15 protein-coding genes and 1 riboswitch are annotated in these 15,635 nt (G+C 52.8%); of the genes, 5 read left to right on the forward strand and 10 right to left on the reverse strand.

Features of this window, described 5'->3' with window-relative positions; genetic code table 11:
* Positions 1-89: 89 nt before the first annotated feature.
* Positions 90-515 (reverse strand): RrF2 family transcriptional regulator, encoded by a 426-nt coding sequence (locus tag HH215_RS20570; protein WP_169281596.1) that lies wholly within the window; start codon positions 513-515, stop codon positions 90-92.
* 102 nt (positions 516-617) lie between these two features.
* Complete coding sequence (locus HH215_RS20575; RefSeq protein ID WP_375140455.1) at positions 618-1,445, reverse strand: aldo/keto reductase; 828 nt, start codon at positions 1,443-1,445, stop codon at positions 618-620.
* 126 nt (positions 1,446-1,571) lie between these two features.
* On the opposite strand from HH215_RS20575, the gene HH215_RS20580 reads away from it, so the two are divergent.
* Entirely contained in the window at positions 1,572-2,207 is a 636-nt protein-coding gene (locus HH215_RS20580; RefSeq protein WP_169281597.1) for a DsbA family oxidoreductase, read from the forward strand.
* On the opposite strand, the gene HH215_RS20585 is transcribed toward HH215_RS20580, so the two are convergent.
* The gene (locus tag HH215_RS20585; protein ID WP_169281598.1) at positions 2,182-3,114 is read right to left on the reverse strand and encodes a LysR family transcriptional regulator; all 933 of its coding nucleotides are present in this window, start codon (positions 3,112-3,114) and stop codon (positions 2,182-2,184) included. The two genes, HH215_RS20580 and HH215_RS20585, sit on opposite strands and share 26 nt — an antisense overlap.
* Positions 3,115-3,272: 158 nt before the next feature.
* Between HH215_RS20585 and HH215_RS20590 the strand changes: the two genes are divergently transcribed.
* Complete coding sequence (locus HH215_RS20590) at positions 3,273-4,322, forward strand: YeiH family protein (RefSeq protein WP_169281599.1); 1,050 nt, start codon at positions 3,273-3,275, stop codon at positions 4,320-4,322.
* Between the two features lie 7 nt (positions 4,323-4,329).
* Here HH215_RS20590 and HH215_RS20595 read toward each other — a convergent pair whose 3' ends face one another.
* Positions 4,330-5,769, reverse strand: a complete 1,440-nt coding sequence (locus tag HH215_RS20595; RefSeq protein WP_169281600.1) for an NAD(P)/FAD-dependent oxidoreductase — start codon at positions 5,767-5,769, stop codon at positions 4,330-4,332.
* Between the two features lie 71 nt (positions 5,770-5,840).
* Positions 5,841-5,940: riboswitch (purine riboswitch) on the reverse strand.
* 260 nt (positions 5,941-6,200) lie between these two features.
* Between HH215_RS20595 and HH215_RS20600 the strand changes: the two genes are divergently transcribed.
* A complete protein-coding gene (locus HH215_RS20600) occupies positions 6,201-7,358 on the forward strand; it encodes a S1C family serine protease (protein ID WP_169281601.1) in 1,158 nt (385 codons plus the stop codon).
* Positions 7,359-7,442: 84 nt separating this feature from the next.
* Here the strand turns inward: HH215_RS20600 and HH215_RS20605 are convergent, their stop codons facing one another.
* The 3 genes from HH215_RS20605 to HH215_RS20615 are packed head-to-tail and all read right to left on the reverse strand — an operon-like array spanning position 7,443 to position 10,764.
* Positions 7,443-8,309: a transglutaminase family protein gene (locus HH215_RS20605; protein WP_169281602.1), complete on the reverse strand. Its 867-nt coding sequence runs from the start codon at positions 8,307-8,309 to the stop codon at positions 7,443-7,445.
* Positions 8,306-9,259, reverse strand: coding sequence for an alpha-E domain-containing protein (locus HH215_RS20610; protein WP_169281603.1), 954 nt, complete (start codon positions 9,257-9,259; stop codon positions 8,306-8,308). Before HH215_RS20610 ends, HH215_RS20605 begins: the two co-directional genes overlap by 4 nt.
* Positions 9,260-9,309: 50 nt before the next feature.
* The gene (locus tag HH215_RS20615) at positions 9,310-10,764 is read right to left on the reverse strand and encodes a circularly permuted type 2 ATP-grasp protein (protein WP_169281604.1); all 1,455 of its coding nucleotides are present in this window, start codon (positions 10,762-10,764) and stop codon (positions 9,310-9,312) included.
* Positions 10,765-11,115: 351 nt separating this feature from the next.
* Between HH215_RS20615 and HH215_RS20620 the strand changes: the two genes are divergently transcribed.
* Both HH215_RS20620 and HH215_RS20625 read left to right on the forward strand, forming a co-directional pair.
* Positions 11,116-12,021 (forward strand): cation diffusion facilitator family transporter, encoded by a 906-nt coding sequence (locus HH215_RS20620; protein ID WP_254450163.1) that lies wholly within the window; start codon positions 11,116-11,118, stop codon positions 12,019-12,021.
* A gap of 90 nt (positions 12,022-12,111) precedes the next feature.
* Positions 12,112-12,591 carry a hypothetical protein gene (locus tag HH215_RS20625; RefSeq protein WP_169281605.1) on the forward strand — a complete coding sequence of 160 codons (480 nt, stop codon included), beginning with the start codon at positions 12,112-12,114 and terminating at the stop codon, positions 12,589-12,591.
* An 84-nt stretch (positions 12,592-12,675) separates the two neighbouring features.
* Here HH215_RS20625 and cyoD read toward each other — a convergent pair whose 3' ends face one another.
* From cyoD to HH215_RS20640, 3 genes are read right to left on the reverse strand one after another with little or no spacing between them, the layout of a single operon-like run.
* On the reverse strand, positions 12,676-13,023 hold the full coding sequence (cyoD, locus tag HH215_RS20630; RefSeq protein WP_169281606.1) for a cytochrome o ubiquinol oxidase subunit IV: 348 nt from the start codon (positions 13,021-13,023) through the stop codon (positions 12,676-12,678).
* A gap of 1 nt (position 13,024) precedes the next feature.
* Positions 13,025-13,648, reverse strand: a complete 624-nt coding sequence (cyoC, locus tag HH215_RS20635; protein WP_169281607.1) for a cytochrome o ubiquinol oxidase subunit III — start codon at positions 13,646-13,648, stop codon at positions 13,025-13,027.
* Positions 13,648-15,618, reverse strand: coding sequence for a cbb3-type cytochrome c oxidase subunit I (locus HH215_RS20640; protein ID WP_169281608.1), 1,971 nt, complete (start codon positions 15,616-15,618; stop codon positions 13,648-13,650). The genes cyoC and HH215_RS20640 overlap by 1 nt, the downstream gene beginning before the upstream one ends.
* Positions 15,619-15,635 lie beyond the last annotated feature (17 nt).

Genomic DNA, 15,635 nt, shown 5'->3' on the forward strand with positions numbered 1-15,635 from the left:
TCTCCTATCTTTAGTGAAATGATTTTGAGAAAAAACCTATGATGATCGGGTAGTCTGAACCCGCTCCATCCTACGTCATCGCGAAGGGACTACAATCGCGCTTTAGCCGTAATGCTGGACAACATCTGACCGATCGTGATCGTCTCGAAATACTTCTCCAGATGCTGATCCGCCCCGCAGAACACGGCGTTCATTACGTCCGCCATATTAGAGCCTACCATGCAATCCGACTCGGGATCCCCGCTGCACCAGCCCGGTGCCAAAGATCCTGCGGCCAAAGCGCGGTAGATGTCCGCCAACGTGACTGCGCCAGGTTCCCGGGATAGCTTATAACCGCCCCCGGAGCCTTCGCGCGTATCCACGTAGCCATTCTTGCGCAAGCAACTCATAACCTTGCGGACGCGAACCGGATTCGTGCACACGTTCGCGGCGATCTCTTCGCTGGAGGCCATTCCGTCTGGACGATGAGCTAGAAGCACAAGGCCGTGGACAGCTATGACGAATTCACTGTTCATGCGCTCAGCCTCCTCGGTGATTACTGTAATATTATCAGTTACAGTTGAGGTTGTCAAGAGGCTCCATGTCCAGTATTATCTCAATTCCGATTCCCTTATATCCTAGAAATCAATGTGGTCCGGATCGGCGCCGAAGCGATGATTCCGGTTCAACCCATCGATGGCGACTACATCTTCCGGCTCCAACTCGAAATCGTAAAGATCGGAGTTCTCGAGAATACGGCTTTCCTTGACCGACTTCGGAATCGTAACCGCCCCTAGCTGCAAATGCCATCTAAGAACGATTTGCGCGGGGGTTTTGCCGTATTTGGCAGCCAGATCCCCGAGTAACGGCAGATCTAGCCTTCCTTGCATAAGCGGACGCCACGATTCCAGTTGGATCCCTTCCTTGCGGCAGAAGGCAAACAGCTTCTTCTGCGTATGAAGGGGATGCATCTCCACCTGGTTAACCATCGGCTTGATCCGGCATGACCCCATCAAATCCTCGAGATGATGGATATTGAAGTTGCTGACGCCGATCGACCGAACGAGCCCTTGATCGTACAGTTCCTCGATGGCACGATAGGTTTCCTTGTATTTCCCCACGACAGGCCAATGGACCAAATACAAATCCGCGTAAGACATATCCAACCGTTCAAGACTTCCCTTGAATGCTTTAAGCGTATTGTCGTAACCTTGCTCGTTGTTCCATACCTTAGTCGTTACGAAAATTTGCTCTCGCGGGATGCCCGATGCGCGGATCGCCCGTCCGACTCCGCGCTCGTTATCGTACATGGATGCCGTATCGATATGGCGATATCCCGCCTTTAGGGCTGCCGATACCGCATCCTCGGTTTCTTGTCCGTCAACCGCGCGCCAGACGCCAAGACCGAGTCGCGGCATCTCCACTCCGTTCAATAACTCTACAGCCGAATCCAACTTTAGCGCCACAAGACGTACCCCCTTATCCTAAATCACATTTTACCACCGCTATCCCGCAACCGCACGTTGAATGCCGGCCCGCAGTCTGCCATACTAAGAGCACGGATTAACGAAAATAACGCAGAGGTGATTCCGATGAAAATCGACGTATATTCCGATATGGTTTGTCCTTGGTGCCGGATCGGCAAAAAAAACATGAGCGACGCGATCGAGACGTGGTTGGAGCAAACCGGCCAAACGGTCGAAGTGAGCTATCATGCGTATCAATTAGATGCCACATTACCGCCTGAAGGCCTGCCTTTTAACAGCGTGATGGAGAAAAAAATGGGCGGGGCCGAACGCTTCAAGCCGATGCTTCAACGGGTAACCGATGCCGGAGCCGCCGTCGGAGTTACCTTCAATTTCGACAAGGTGGAACGCATGCCGAACACGGTACTCGCTCATCGGATTACGGCATTGCTTCCCGAAGAAGATGAGGTCTACTGGCTAGACGCGGTAATGAAAGCTTATTTCGAAGACGGGAGAGATATCGCCAAGCTTGACGTTCTGCTTGAGATTGCCTCCGAACTCGGACTCGATGCCGAGGAAGCCAAACGCCTTCTCGAATCGGGAGAAGGCCTGGCCGACGTAGAACAAGACATGGCATCCGCCCAAGCCCTTGGCATCACCGGCGTTCCGTTCTTCATTATTAACAACAAGTACGCCTTATCCGGCGCCTATCCGTCCGCCCAGTTCGTCGAAGCGTTCAAGAAAATTTCTCAAGAGAACTAATACCCGCTTTATCGGAAGATAACATCGTTCCCGTGACGGTATTAAGAGTATGCAGAAACACTTCCATCGTCCGGGTACGCAGATCGCCATTTCGCATGAGAATATGGAAGCTTCGGCGAAAAGGGAGACCTTCCACGTCGAGCAACTTCAAGGAGCCGAGCCCGAGTTCTTTGCGAAGCGCCCAGCGCGATTGCAAGGTCACTCCGAGCCCGGCTTCTACCGTTTCCTTGATCGATTGGGTACTCCCCATTTCCATTAGACGCTCCGGCTTCAAGCGGAGCTCGGCGAACATTTTATCCGCTGCCGCCCTAGTCCCCGAGCCCGGTTCCCTTACAAGCCACGTCTGCTCCTCCAATTGCGCCAACGAAACGGCTTTTCGATCCGCAAGGGCGTGCTGCGCCCCAGCCGCGATATACATTTCGTCCTCGGCCAACTTCTCCACGACCAAGCCCGTCCCGATCTCCTCGCCCTCCACGATGCCGACATCCAACTCCCGGCCGCGAACCCGCTCCGCAATATCCGATGTATTTCCGATCATGACGATAGGCCGAATATCCGGAAAGTCCGTATTCAAACGGGCTAACGTCAACGGGAGCATATACTCTCCGAACGTATAGCTGGCTCCGATAGCCAAAGGCCCTCCCGTATAGTGAATTAACTCGTCGACCATTTCCTCCATCCTGCGGTATAATCCCCCGATTTCCTTCGCGTGATGGAGCACGATTTCTCCCGCCCGGGTTAACGTTACGGATTTATTGTTCCGTTCCAGCAACCTAACTTTAAGACGCTCTTCCAGCGCCCGAATATGCTGGCTAACCGCCGGCTGCGTCATATGCAGCCGTTCAGCCGCGCGCGAGAAATTACGGGTATCGGCGACTTCGGAGAAAACGATCAGGGATTGGTCCATCGGCACTCCTCGCTCTCTAAGTTGATCTCTTATCAATGCATAAGTTATTACTTACTATAAATATAATTATAATTAATTTTCCTTATCATGAAAACCCGCTTACACTTGGATTAACAAGAAACACCGATCCCGGCTCGATACTGGAGGAATCAGACATCATGTTAACCAAAACCACGCCGCCCGCATCCGTTGCCGCTCCGTCCCCATCCCCTGCCCGGACATACGGTATATTATTTACCTTTGTTTTCGCCTTGGCCGGATGGGGGCTGTCCATGCTCCCGGGGCTCGATCGAATAGGCGCTCTCGCTTGCACCTTGCTGTTAACGGCCGCTTATCGCCACCGTTTCGGATATCCTTCCGCCATCGGCATAGGCATTCGGTTCTCTTCCGGAACTTTGCTGCGCGCGGCGATCGTATTGTTCGGATTAAAACTCAATGTCGTAGATCTCGCCCAACAAGGATTACCTTTGCTCGCGCGCGGCGGAGCAACCGTCGCCTTCTCCTTGGTTACCGTGCTGGCGATCGGGCATTGGCTCCGCGCGGACCGTAAACTGACCGTCCTGCTTGCCATCGGAACGGCCATCTGCGGCGCAGCGGCAATTATCGCGGTATCTCCGCTGCTCAAATCCAAACAGGAAGATACCGCCATAAGCGCCGGCTTAATCGCATTGATCGGCACCGTATTCGCAACGGCTTATACCGTCATCCAACCTTGGCTTCCGATGGATCCCTCCGTATACGGAATATGGTCCGGCCTCACCTTGCACGAAATCGCCCATGTCGCGATGGCTGCGGCACCGGCAGGACCGGACGCCCTAACCGACGGCTTGCTCGCGAAGCTATGCCGAGTCGCCCTTCTCGTGCCTCTATGCTTAGGGATCGCAGGATACTCTAAACTCAAAGCTCGTTCGGAATCTAAGCATACGCAATCTTCAGCAGGTCGAACGCCGTTTCCGTTCCCTTGGTTCTTGCTCGGGTTCATCGGCATGAGCTTATTCGGAAGTTACGTTCTTCCGATTATGTTGCCCGATCCGGCCCCATTATTGCGCGATTTGTCGCTCGTGACTACATTGCTACTCGTCATGGCTATGGCCGGACTCGGACTTAACATTCATTTGCGCGATTTCCGCAACCGCGCGCTTCGCCCGTTCATCGCCATGCTCATCGCGTCTTTGTTGCTTGCGGGGTTCACCTACTTGTCGTTGTAAGTTCAACTTACTTATTCTTCCGCTCCGAAACCGCGCGAGCGATCCAGACGCCGGCAGCGCCCGCTTGGGCGAGCCCGCGAGTGACGCCCGCTCCGTCGCCGCCGCAATACAGACCGGCAATTTCCGTTTCCAACGTTGCGCTCAGCTTCGGTCGGGCGGAGTAAAACTTCGCTTCTACGCCATAGAACAACGTGTGCTCGGAAGCGATTCCCGGAGTAACCTTGTCGAGCGCCTCCACCATCTCGATCAAGCTTTTCATCGTGTTGTAAGGAAGCACTAGCCCCAGATCGCCCGGTACCGCTTCATGCAAGGTCGGTTCGATGAAGCCTTCCTTAATGCGGCCGGACGTCGAACGGCGGCCTCTCAGAATATCCCCGAACTTCTGCACGATGACGCCGCCGCTCGAGAGATCGTTCGCTCGCTTGCAAATTTCGCGCGCATACTCGTTCGGCTTATCGAACGGATCGGTAAACTTATGAGAGACGAGCAAAGCAAAGTTCGTATTGCTGGAGCCAAGCGCCGGATCCTTGAACGCATGCCCGTTAGCCGCCATCACCCCGCTGTGGTTCTCGACGACGACGTGTCCCGACGGGTTGCTGCAGAACGTTCTCACACGGGTACCGACGGACGTGTTATAGATAAACTTCCCTTCGTATAGATGCTCGTTGATTTCCCTCATGACGACGTCCGAAGTTTCCACCCGTACGCCTACGTCGACCTGATTGTTGACCATTGCCAACCTGCGTCTCTTCAATACTTCGGTCAACCAGCCCGAACCGTCCCGTCCAGGCGCGACCACGACCGTGTCCGACCTGATCTCCTCTCCGTTCTTAAGCGTAATCCCGCACACCCGATGGGCGCCGTTCTCTTTAACGGACAACAGATCGGCGACTTCCGTCTTGAAGCGCATATCGATTCGCGTTTCCAAGTAAGCGCGGATCGACTTCAGAATTTCCAAATTCTGTTCCGTCCCGAGATGCCTGACTTGCGCCCTTAGCAGCTTCAGACCGGCCGCGTAACCTCTATGCTCGATCGCCTTAACCGCTTCCGTTGTCGGATCAGTCATATTTAACGTTGCTCCGTGCTCCAAGTTAATCTCGTCTACGTAACGGATCAAACCCAGCACTTGCGATGGGGCCACGTAATCCGTCAGCCAACCGCCGAACTCCGTCGTAATGTTGAATTTACCGTCGCTATACGCGCCGGCGCCGCCGAAGCCTGCCGTAATCGAGCAGGCGGGCAAGCAGCCCGCGAATTCTTTTTTTCCGGCGGGAGGCGGGCATAGCTCGATTTTATTTTCCAGTATCGGACAATGGCGATGCTTAATGTCGTGCCCTTTGTCCACTAATAACACCTTCAGGCGGGGAGAGGTTCTCGTCAATTCGTAACATGTGAAAATACCGGCAGGACCCGCGCCAACCACGATAACATCATAAACATTGCTCATCCGTTAATCTCCTCCTGATATGCCCCCGTAGTCTGGACAAGCCCATAAAAAAATCCCGACCGCGAAGGTGTGGGTGTCCCCACATCCTTCGTAGTCGGGAATTTAAGGTTCCCGGTAGAGACCCCCAGCCCATATTGCCGAGGATATACGAATGGATGAATTGAAAGGTAAATGTATATTTCCATTACGTAGAGTAACCGATTTACACGCACGGGTCAAGGGGTTAATATCCCGATCATTCGTAATATTAACGATAAAGCAACCTGACTAGGATGAATTCGAGAAAATTATACATCAATTTCCGAACATTAGCTCAACCAACTCCTCAACCGTCAATTTCTCGATTTATTTTGCGAACGCTATTGAATTCGCGCACCCTTAAAGATAAAGTAAGTTAATATTTGAACATCCAATTCATAGGAGATGGTAGATTGAAACGGAAAACGATCCTCGCATTTATCCTGCTCTCATTCGTATTCGCGGGAGTCGCGAGCGCCGCGGCCTTATGGGGAGCATATAAGGGCAGTCCTATAGTCAGAGTAAAGGTAGACGGCGCCGTATATAAGAATGCCGTTCCGGCAATCAGCTTTAACAATCAAACCTACGTTCCCTTGAACGTTCTGGACAAAGCCGGAGTCAAATACGCCCAAGACAAGAAAAACCAAACCTTAGAGCTCAACTCCAACGGCTTGAACAAAGCCGTCAAACAATTGTATTCGGTAACGTTAACGGACAAAGACGCAGGTATCGAAGCTTCGACGTCGTTTTACCAAATCGAAGCGAACGAGGACGAAGACTGGGATGATATCCTCGATTCGTTCGATAAGCTGCTTAAAGTGGATGCCGCAACGCTCAAGGTCGACTATTATACGACGCCGTCATATGAGTGGAAAGGCTCCATCGCCGTCTCGAAATCCATCTACGTCAAATACAAACAGGGCAAAATCACGGACGACCAGCTTTCCAATGCCTGGGTCGTCGAAGGAAAGCTATTCCGTGCGCCGTTAACCGCCAAGGAAATCGCCAAGCTGCAGAACGCCGTCGGATATGTAATGGTCTACGACGAAAACGGCAAATCCCTTGGACAAGGCTCGGGTTTCGTCATCAACGAAAACACGTTCCTCACCAACTATCACGTAGCCGGAGAAGCGAGCAAGATTACCGTAACCGTCGATAAGAAAACGTATGATTTATCCGATTGGTATTACTTCAAAGACGAGGCCAAAGATATTTTCGCCGCGGCCATCTCCACTGCGTTCGACGACAAAGGGAACGCAACCGGAAGCTCCCCGGAGCATTACCTCGACTATACGACCGCCTTGCCGGAAGTCGGCGACAAAGTCTACGCCATCGGCAGTCCGAACGGCTTGGAAAATACCGTGTCCGACGGAATCGTTTCCTCGATTCGCACGATAGACGGCGTCACGTACATTCAACATACGGCCGACACGGAAGTCGGCTCAAGCGGCGGCGTGTTGCTCAACGAATACGGCGAAGTCATCGGCATTACGACGTTCGGGGTCTCGAATACGACGCTGGATTTCGCGGTACCGATGAAGTATTTTCAAAGCAACTGGGATAACCTTTAAATCGCTAAACCAGCTCAACCCAAAGAGGCAGCCCGCGCAGGTATCGCGTAGGCAGCCTCTTTCCCGTGCCGTACTATCGTCTCTTTATCCCGTTTCCGCCAACCTAACGTCAACGGTCACTTGAAGCGTCTGCCCGGACGTCCCGCGGTAAATGCCCTTTACCGGAACGATATCGTTGTAATCCCGTCCATGCCCGAGCTTAACGTAACGCCAATCGATCAGGTTATTGTTCGTAGGATCGATGCCCTGCCAGCCCGCGCCCGGAATGTATACCTCGACCCATGCATGCGAGGCTTGCTCGAAATCCGCATCCCTGCCTTGCAGGTCCCCGACGAAATGATACCCGCTTACGTAACGCGCCGGAACACCTCGAAGTCGGCAAACCGCTAGCAGCAAGTGGGCGAAATCTTGGCAAACCCCGCTGCCGATCCCGACCAACTCGTCCGCCGTCGTATGCACGCCGGTGGAAAACGGCTTATATTCAAAATCGCCGTATATCGCGCTAGCCGCGTTCCTTACGAATCCGAATACGCCGGCTTCTTCACCGCGAATACCGGATGCATACGATTCGACTTTAGGCTGAAACGACGCATACGCCGTAGGGAGCAAATATTCCGCGTTCCCGTCTATGAAATCCTCGCTTCTCAGTCGATTCCACGATTCCTCGGCTCCCCATGCCGCGCTCCATACGACGTCCCGATCCCTCGTTACGACGGTGGAATGGGAGGTGATGACTAATTCCTTATGAGGAGCGTTAGCCGTAAAGGAATGTACCCGGTTACCGAAATAATCCTCGTAGGATAGCAATTGCACGTTCGGCTCGACCACCAACCGATGCTGATAACAAGCCTGCCGCTCGTCCGTGCGGGGAGAAAGACGAATTTCATTGACACTGTCCGTCACCGACGAATCGTACCGGTACCTCGTAACGTGGCAAATATCGAATTTCATGCGATAACCTCCCGTTCAGGGAAAAAAAAGGTTCTTGCCACGGCTTCGCCAAGCTGCCGATTCGCGCCAAGCAGTTGTTGAAGCACGGCATTCAACGAGTCCATCGTAATATCGTTGCGATCGAGCCATCCGAGCTCCGAACGCGCTTTGCCCGCTAATCGAATCATCCGCTCCAGCGCGGAACCGGACTTCTCCGAATGCCCGCGCATCGCCTTCAGATGCTGTTCGAAGTTCGCTAACGCGAAATGGATCGATCTTGGGAACGTCTCCTGAAGCACGAGGAAACGCGATACCTCTTCCAAAGAAATCTCTTCTAGATCCAACCGCCTGAACGCCTCGTAACCGCCTACCGACTTCAATACGGCCATCGTGTACGCGTAGGACCCTTTCCTTTTGTCCGGGGCGATGTTGCCGACCGATTGGAGCAGCCTGACGATATTCTCCGAGCGCTCCAAGTAACGTCCGCTCTCGAGCATATGCCAGGATTCATCCCTTAGCGCGATCGATACGGCGGTACCTTGGAATGCCGCCAATCCTTCCTTCAACCGTTGAAAAAACCGATGGGGAGACTGCTGAGTAACCTCCTCCAGCCGCACCCCCTTTAACCATAAGTAGAACCCGTTCAACAAGTTCCACAACTCGGAAGGAAGCTGCTCGCGGATTTTCTTCAGATTATCCCTAGCTTGAGCGACGCAGGACAGAATCGAGTTGTCCTGCGTCGGATCCAAAGTGAGGAAGTATAGTACGTCCTGCTCCCGGTAGCCATCGTACCGTTCTTCGTATAGCGCGCAATCTCCGATCGCTTCTGCTATCCGCCTCCACACCGCCTCCGGCTCTCCGCTTCCTTCCTCGCGAAGATGGTAATACACGTCGAGCAACCGGGCATGATTTTCCGCGCGTTCGGTGTAACGTCCGATCCAGAACAACGATTCCGCTATCCGATCCAACATAGGGCTCCACTCCTTATGGGCTCGATTCCCATTCATATCCCTCTATCGCTCTATTCCGACAATACCCAAGTGTCTTTAACGCCGCCGCCCTGCGACGAATTAACGACCAACGAACCTTCCTTCATCGCTACTCTCGTTAATCCCCCGGGAAGCACGTGCACGTTCTTGCCATCGGCCAACGCGAATACCCGCAGATCGATATGACGATGCGCAACTCGGCCATCCAGGTTAATCGGAGAAGTCGAAAGCTTAATCGTCGGCTGGGCGATGTAGTTGTCGGGGTTCTCGCGGATTTTGGCCGCGAACCTCTCGCGCTCCCACTCGGTCGATGCCGGTCCGACGAGCATGCCGTAACCTCCGGATAACGACGTCTCCTTGACGACCATCTCTTCCAGCCGACCCAAGACATGCTCCCGTTCGTCCGGACGGCTCATCAGGTAAGTCGGCACGTTATTCAATATCGGCCGTTCGTTGAGATAGTAACGGATCATCTCCGGAACGAACGTGTAGATCGCCTTATCGTCCGCTACGCCCGTGCCCGGAGCGTTGGCGATCGTAATGTTACCGAACCGGTAAGCGTTCATCAGCCCCGCTACGCCCAGCATCGAATCCGGACGAAACGCTAGCGGATCGAGATAATCGTCGTCTATCCGGCGGTATAACACGTCGACTTGCTTCAATCCGGATAGCTTGCGGATATAAATTTTATTGTCCCTGCATACAAGATCGCGGCCTTCTACGAGCTCCATCCCCATCTGCTGCGCAAGAAACGTATGCTCGAAGTAGGCGGAGTTAAAGCTCCCGGGCGTTAACAAGGCGATCACGGGTTCCGCTCTGTCCGTAGGGGCTAAGTTTCTAAGCGATGTACGGAAATCGTGCAAAGACCTCTCGATCCCCTTAACGGGATAGGAGAAATAGAGCTCGGGAAAATCATGCGTCATGATCGAACGACTTTTGAAAACGTACGAGAAACCGGAGGGAGACCGCAGATTGTCCTCCAAGACGAAATAATCGCCTTTCTCGTCGCGGATGAGATCGATGCCCGACGCCGTCACGTAAGTTCCGCCCGGCACGGGCAGACGCATCATTTCCGTACGGAAATAACGATTCCCCATCACCATTCGGCGAGGTACGAGCCCGTCTTTCAGAATGCACTGTTCATGGTAAATATCGGCTAGGAAAGCATTTAAGGCGCGAACCCTCTGTCGCGTGCCTTGCTCGATCGTTTCCCACTCCGTCGCCGGAATGATCCGCGGGATCAGATCGAACGGAATGGTTCTCTCCAGCGCATCCGGTTGATCCCCGCCGGACAGAGTGAACGTAATTCCTTCCTCGAGAAGACGCCCGTTCATTTGCGTTTGCCTGCTTACCCGATCCTCCAAGGACATGCGCGATAACACTTGATGGACATGGTTATAATGCGCGCGAACCTGAGCTCCGTTATACATTTCATTGTAAAATCGAGAGGAAGGCGAATTCACCGATACGTCGTTTATCGTTTCCATGCAGAACGGCTCCCTCTCCCACTGGGTTTTATTGTAATCATATGCCCCTTCCTACTTGATGTCAATAATAGTTACATAAATGGCTAAATGTTTTTGTTTATTTAACACATATATTACATTAATAGTGATGTAAGAGTTAACTATAGAATTTAGATGAGTTAGCGCAGAGCTCTAAGGTATGTTAGAATAATCGAGTTATGTTATCCCGCATTTCTGGAGAGGGTGGTTGTCACCCATGAATTCGATTCTCGCATCAACCCGAATATGGACGATTTCAGGCTTTCAACCCCAAGGTTGGAAGCCTGTTTTATTTTTTGCGCGGGGCAAACTTTCTTTGAAGGGGCAATCTTTGTGGCGGATAGGCATCATTCGGCTTTATTGGCAATTTGGATCAGTTTAATTAGCAACATCGTTCTCACCATTTTGAAAATCGTCGCAGGACTATTGCTCGCTAGTCCCGTACTCCTCGCGGACGGAGTTCATAACGCGGGAGACATCATCGCAACCGTGGCAGCCTTAACATCTTCCATGGTATCGAAGAAACCCGCGGACGAGGATCATCCTTACGGACACGGCAAAGCCGAGGTCGTGGCCTCCGCCTTCGTAGCCGTCGTTCTCGTGCTAGCAGCCCTCTGGATCGGCTATCAATCGATCGGCGCGCTCTTCCAGCCTCCAGGGGAAGAAAACTGGCTAGCGCTCGGCGCCGCAGCCATCTCGCTAGTATGGAAACAAGCTCTCTACGTCTATACGATCAAAGTCGGCAAAGCAGCGAATAGCAAGAGCGTGCTTGCCACCGCTTACGACCATCTGGCCGACGTATACGCCTCTCTGGCCGCCGTTATCGGGATCGGCATCGGTTTACTGGGCGACCGTTTCCACTGGGAATGGGCCGCCTACGGCGACCCCGTCGCCGGTATCGTCGTTTCGCTGCTCGTGCTTAAGCTCGCTTACGAGATGGGGCGCGACTCCATAGATATTCTGATGGAACGCAATGTCTCCGCCGAGAAACTCGCGCATTACGAAGCTCTGCTCCTTACGGACGAGAACGTCAAAAGAATCGATCGCGTAAGAGCGCGCGAGCACGGCCACTATATTATCGTCGACATTCGCGTCGGCATCCCTAACGATTACACCATTCAGCAAGGGCACGATATCAGCAAACAGCTCAAGAAGCTGATTATGGACTATGACCCCGACGTCGTCGAAGTCATGATTCATTTGAATCCATGGGAAGCCGGCGAAAATACCGCCAAATAAACCCCTCCTTGAATTCCTCTTTCGGCCATCGGACAACCACCCTCGCATTCCTCCGGCTTGTACATACGATACAAGTGGAGGGATGCCGAAATGCCAATCGCCGCCATAACGTATACGCCGCGCCAGATTACCGCATTCATCAATCGCGCGGAATCGCAATGGATTGCCGTTTACGACTCGTCGTTAAACGGCCCGTCCATCTTTATCGACGGAGACGAGTACAAGAGATTACCGCTCCGTTTCAGCACCCGAGGCAAGATCTTAGCCTATTTCAAGCGTAACTGGAACGCAAGGCTCAGCGCGATCATGCTATGCAATCTAAAGCCGATCCTCTATAAGACCAGATTATACGAGATCGTCGCCGATCCGGGTCCCGTCCCCACGTTCGTCGTCAGCCTCCGGATCGTGAACCAAACGGAATCGAGCATTCGTGTTAGAGCGAGCCTTTCCGGAAGCGACGAAGGCAACGAAACGATACTCTACACGCTGTCCAAGGCCGGCGGACGCCTCCGGATCGTTAACCGATCCGGGCGTGAACGGGATTACAGGTACGCACGCTGCACGAATTAACCGCAAACCGCCGAACGCTATGACAAAGGCTCGGATCGTCCGATACTTCCGGACGATCCGAGCCTCTTTATTATCCCTACCGCTTTAAGCGACTTTGTTATACGTCATAATCCAGATCGAGCCTATTATGACCGTAAGCACGATAATGGTGCCGAGAATAAGCACCGTCATGTTATAGCGCGGCTTGCCTTCTTCCTTCAAATGCATGAAGTAGAACAGTTGCACCAGAAATTGCAATATCGCCGCGGCCAACAGCACAACGATGGCCGCCGTGCCTTCCAGAATGTCGTTCAGGACAACGACAAGCGGAATGATCGTTAACACGATCGATATCACGAAGCCGATGATATAAGATTTAAGCGAGCCATGCGCTTCGTGCGAACCATGAGCCTCATGGTCACCGTGCGTATTGTTGTTCGTATGCTGCGCCACCTTACATCACCTCCATCAAATAAACGATCGTTAAGACGAAGATCCACACTACGTCGAGAAAGTGCCAATACAAGCTCACGATATTGACTTTACGCTTTGTCACGGGATTAATACCATGGCGAGCGAGTTGAATCATTATCGCGGTAATCCATACGAGACCGATCGACACGTGCAATCCGTGCGTTCCGACCAACGTGTAGAAAGCCGTCCAGAAAGCGCTCGTGGAAATGTTCGCGCCCTCGTGCACCAAAGTGAAAAATTCCGTTAGTTCGAGCGAGATGAACGAGAGACCCAACAATACCGTTACGGCAAGCCAACCGATCAAAGCCTTGCGATTGCCCCTGTTCATCGCCAGCACGGCCAATCCGCTCGTGAAGCTGCTGGTCAGCAAGATAAACGTTTCCGCGATAATGCCCGGCATTTCGAACAACTCGGCCCCCGTAGGACCTCCCGCCGTGCTGTCGTTTAACACGATAAACGTGGCGAACAGCGTTCCGAACATAATGAAGTCGGTGATCAGGAAGATCCAGAACCCCATTACCCGCATGCCTTCCAGATCATGATGCCCATCATCGCCACCGTGATGGGACGCCGAGGAGACGTTCAGGTTTTCAGATTTCGCCATTAGACTCCCCTCCCTGCAGCGGCAGCTTCCGTGCGTTTGATTTCATCGACCGGAATATAATAGTCCGTTTTATAGTTAAACGAGTGGGCAAGCATACAGACCACGATACCGATAAAGCCCGGAATCGCCATCCATAACCAATCGAAGACGAGCCCGAAACCGGCTACGAACCAGAACGCCGACATAATGAACGGGATACCCGAATTTTTCGGCATATGAATCGGTTCAAGCTTAGGCCTTGGCGAAGGAGGGAGCCCCTGCGCGATGCGCTGCTTTTCTTCCCAATACCAATCCTTGCCCTCCGCCCTAGGTATCGTAGCGAAGTTGTACACCGGAGCCGGCGACGGAATCGACCATTCCAAAGTCCGTCCGTCCCACGGATCCGCCGGCGCTTTCTTCATGAACTTGATGCTATGGAGAATTTGCCACACTTGGAAGATGAATCCGATTCCCATCAGGAATCCTCCGATAGTGGACACTAAATTCAGATCATACCAGCCTTTGTCCCAACCGTAGGTGCTGACGCGACGGGTCATCCCCATCAATCCGAGCACGTATTGCGGCATGAAGCAGACATAAAATCCGATATTCCAGAACCAGAAAGCCCATTTGCCGAGTTTCTCGTCCAGTTTGAATCCGAACACTTTCGGCCACCAATAATAGAGACCCGCGAAGTAACCGAACGCGACGCCCCCGATCAACACTTGATGGAAGTGAGCGATGAGGAAGTAGCTGTTATGGAACTGGAAGTCGGCCGGAGCAACGGATAGCATAACGCCGGTCATGCCGCCGACGACGAAACACGGAATAAATCCGAGCATCCAGAGCATCGGCGTCGGGAACGACAATCGCCCTCGGTACATCGTAAACAGCCAGTTAAACACTTTAACCCCCGTCGGAATCGCGATGATCATCGTCGTGACCGCGAAGAAGGCGTTGACGTTCGCCCCCGTGCCCATCGTGAAGAAGTGATGAGCCCAAGTAAAGAAGGAAGTGATACTAATGGCCATAAGCGCGAATACCATCGACTTGTAGCCGAACAGCCGCTTCTTGGAGAAGGTAGCGACGATTTCCGAGAAAATCCCGAACGCCGGCAATATTACGATGTACACTTCCGGATGTCCCCACATCCATATCAAGTTGATATACATCATCGGATTTCCCCCGCTATCGAGCGTGAAGAAGTGTCCGCCTAGGTATCGGTCTATAAACAATAACGCAAGCGTAATCGTCAGAATCGGGAACGCCAAGATTATCGTTAAACAGCTGGACAAAACCGACCAAGTGAACATCGGCATTTTCATCAGCTTCATGCCCGGCGCACGCATTTTAAGAATCGTCACGATGAAGTTGATTCCCGTCATCAAGCTTCCGATCCCGGAAATCTGAATGCCCCAAATATAGAAGTCCTGCCCGACCCCGGGACTAAAATCCTTACCGGATAGAGGAGGATACGACAGCCAACCCGCATCCGGAGAACCGCCGATAACGAACGAAACGTTAAACAGCATGGCTCCGAAGAAGAAGAGCCAGAAACTAAGCGAGTTCAGGAACGGGAACGCGACGTCCCTCGCTCCGATCTGCAACGGGATGACCAGATTAAACAATCCGAACATAAGCGGCATCGCCATGAATAAGATCATGATGACCCCGTGGGTCGTGAAGATTTGATTATAGTGTTCCGGAGAAAGGAATTCCGCATCCGGAACCGCGAGTTGCGTACGCATCAGGAGCGCGTCGACTCCGCCGCGGAACAGCATCAGCAACGATGCGATAACGTACATAATCCCGATTTTCTTATGATCGACGGTCGTTAGCCAATCTTTCCACAGCCACGTCCATTTTTTGAAATAAGTCAGCGCGGTAACGACCGCAATCAACGTAAGCGCGATGGAGACGTCGGCCCCATAGATGAGCGGATCGCCCGTTACGAAAAATTCGGACGCGAATTCTTTAATATTGTCCCACATGCCGGCACCATCCTTTC

Source organism: Cohnella herbarum, assembly GCF_012849095.1.
GTDB lineage: Bacteria > Bacillota > Bacilli > Paenibacillales > Paenibacillaceae > Cohnella > Cohnella herbarum.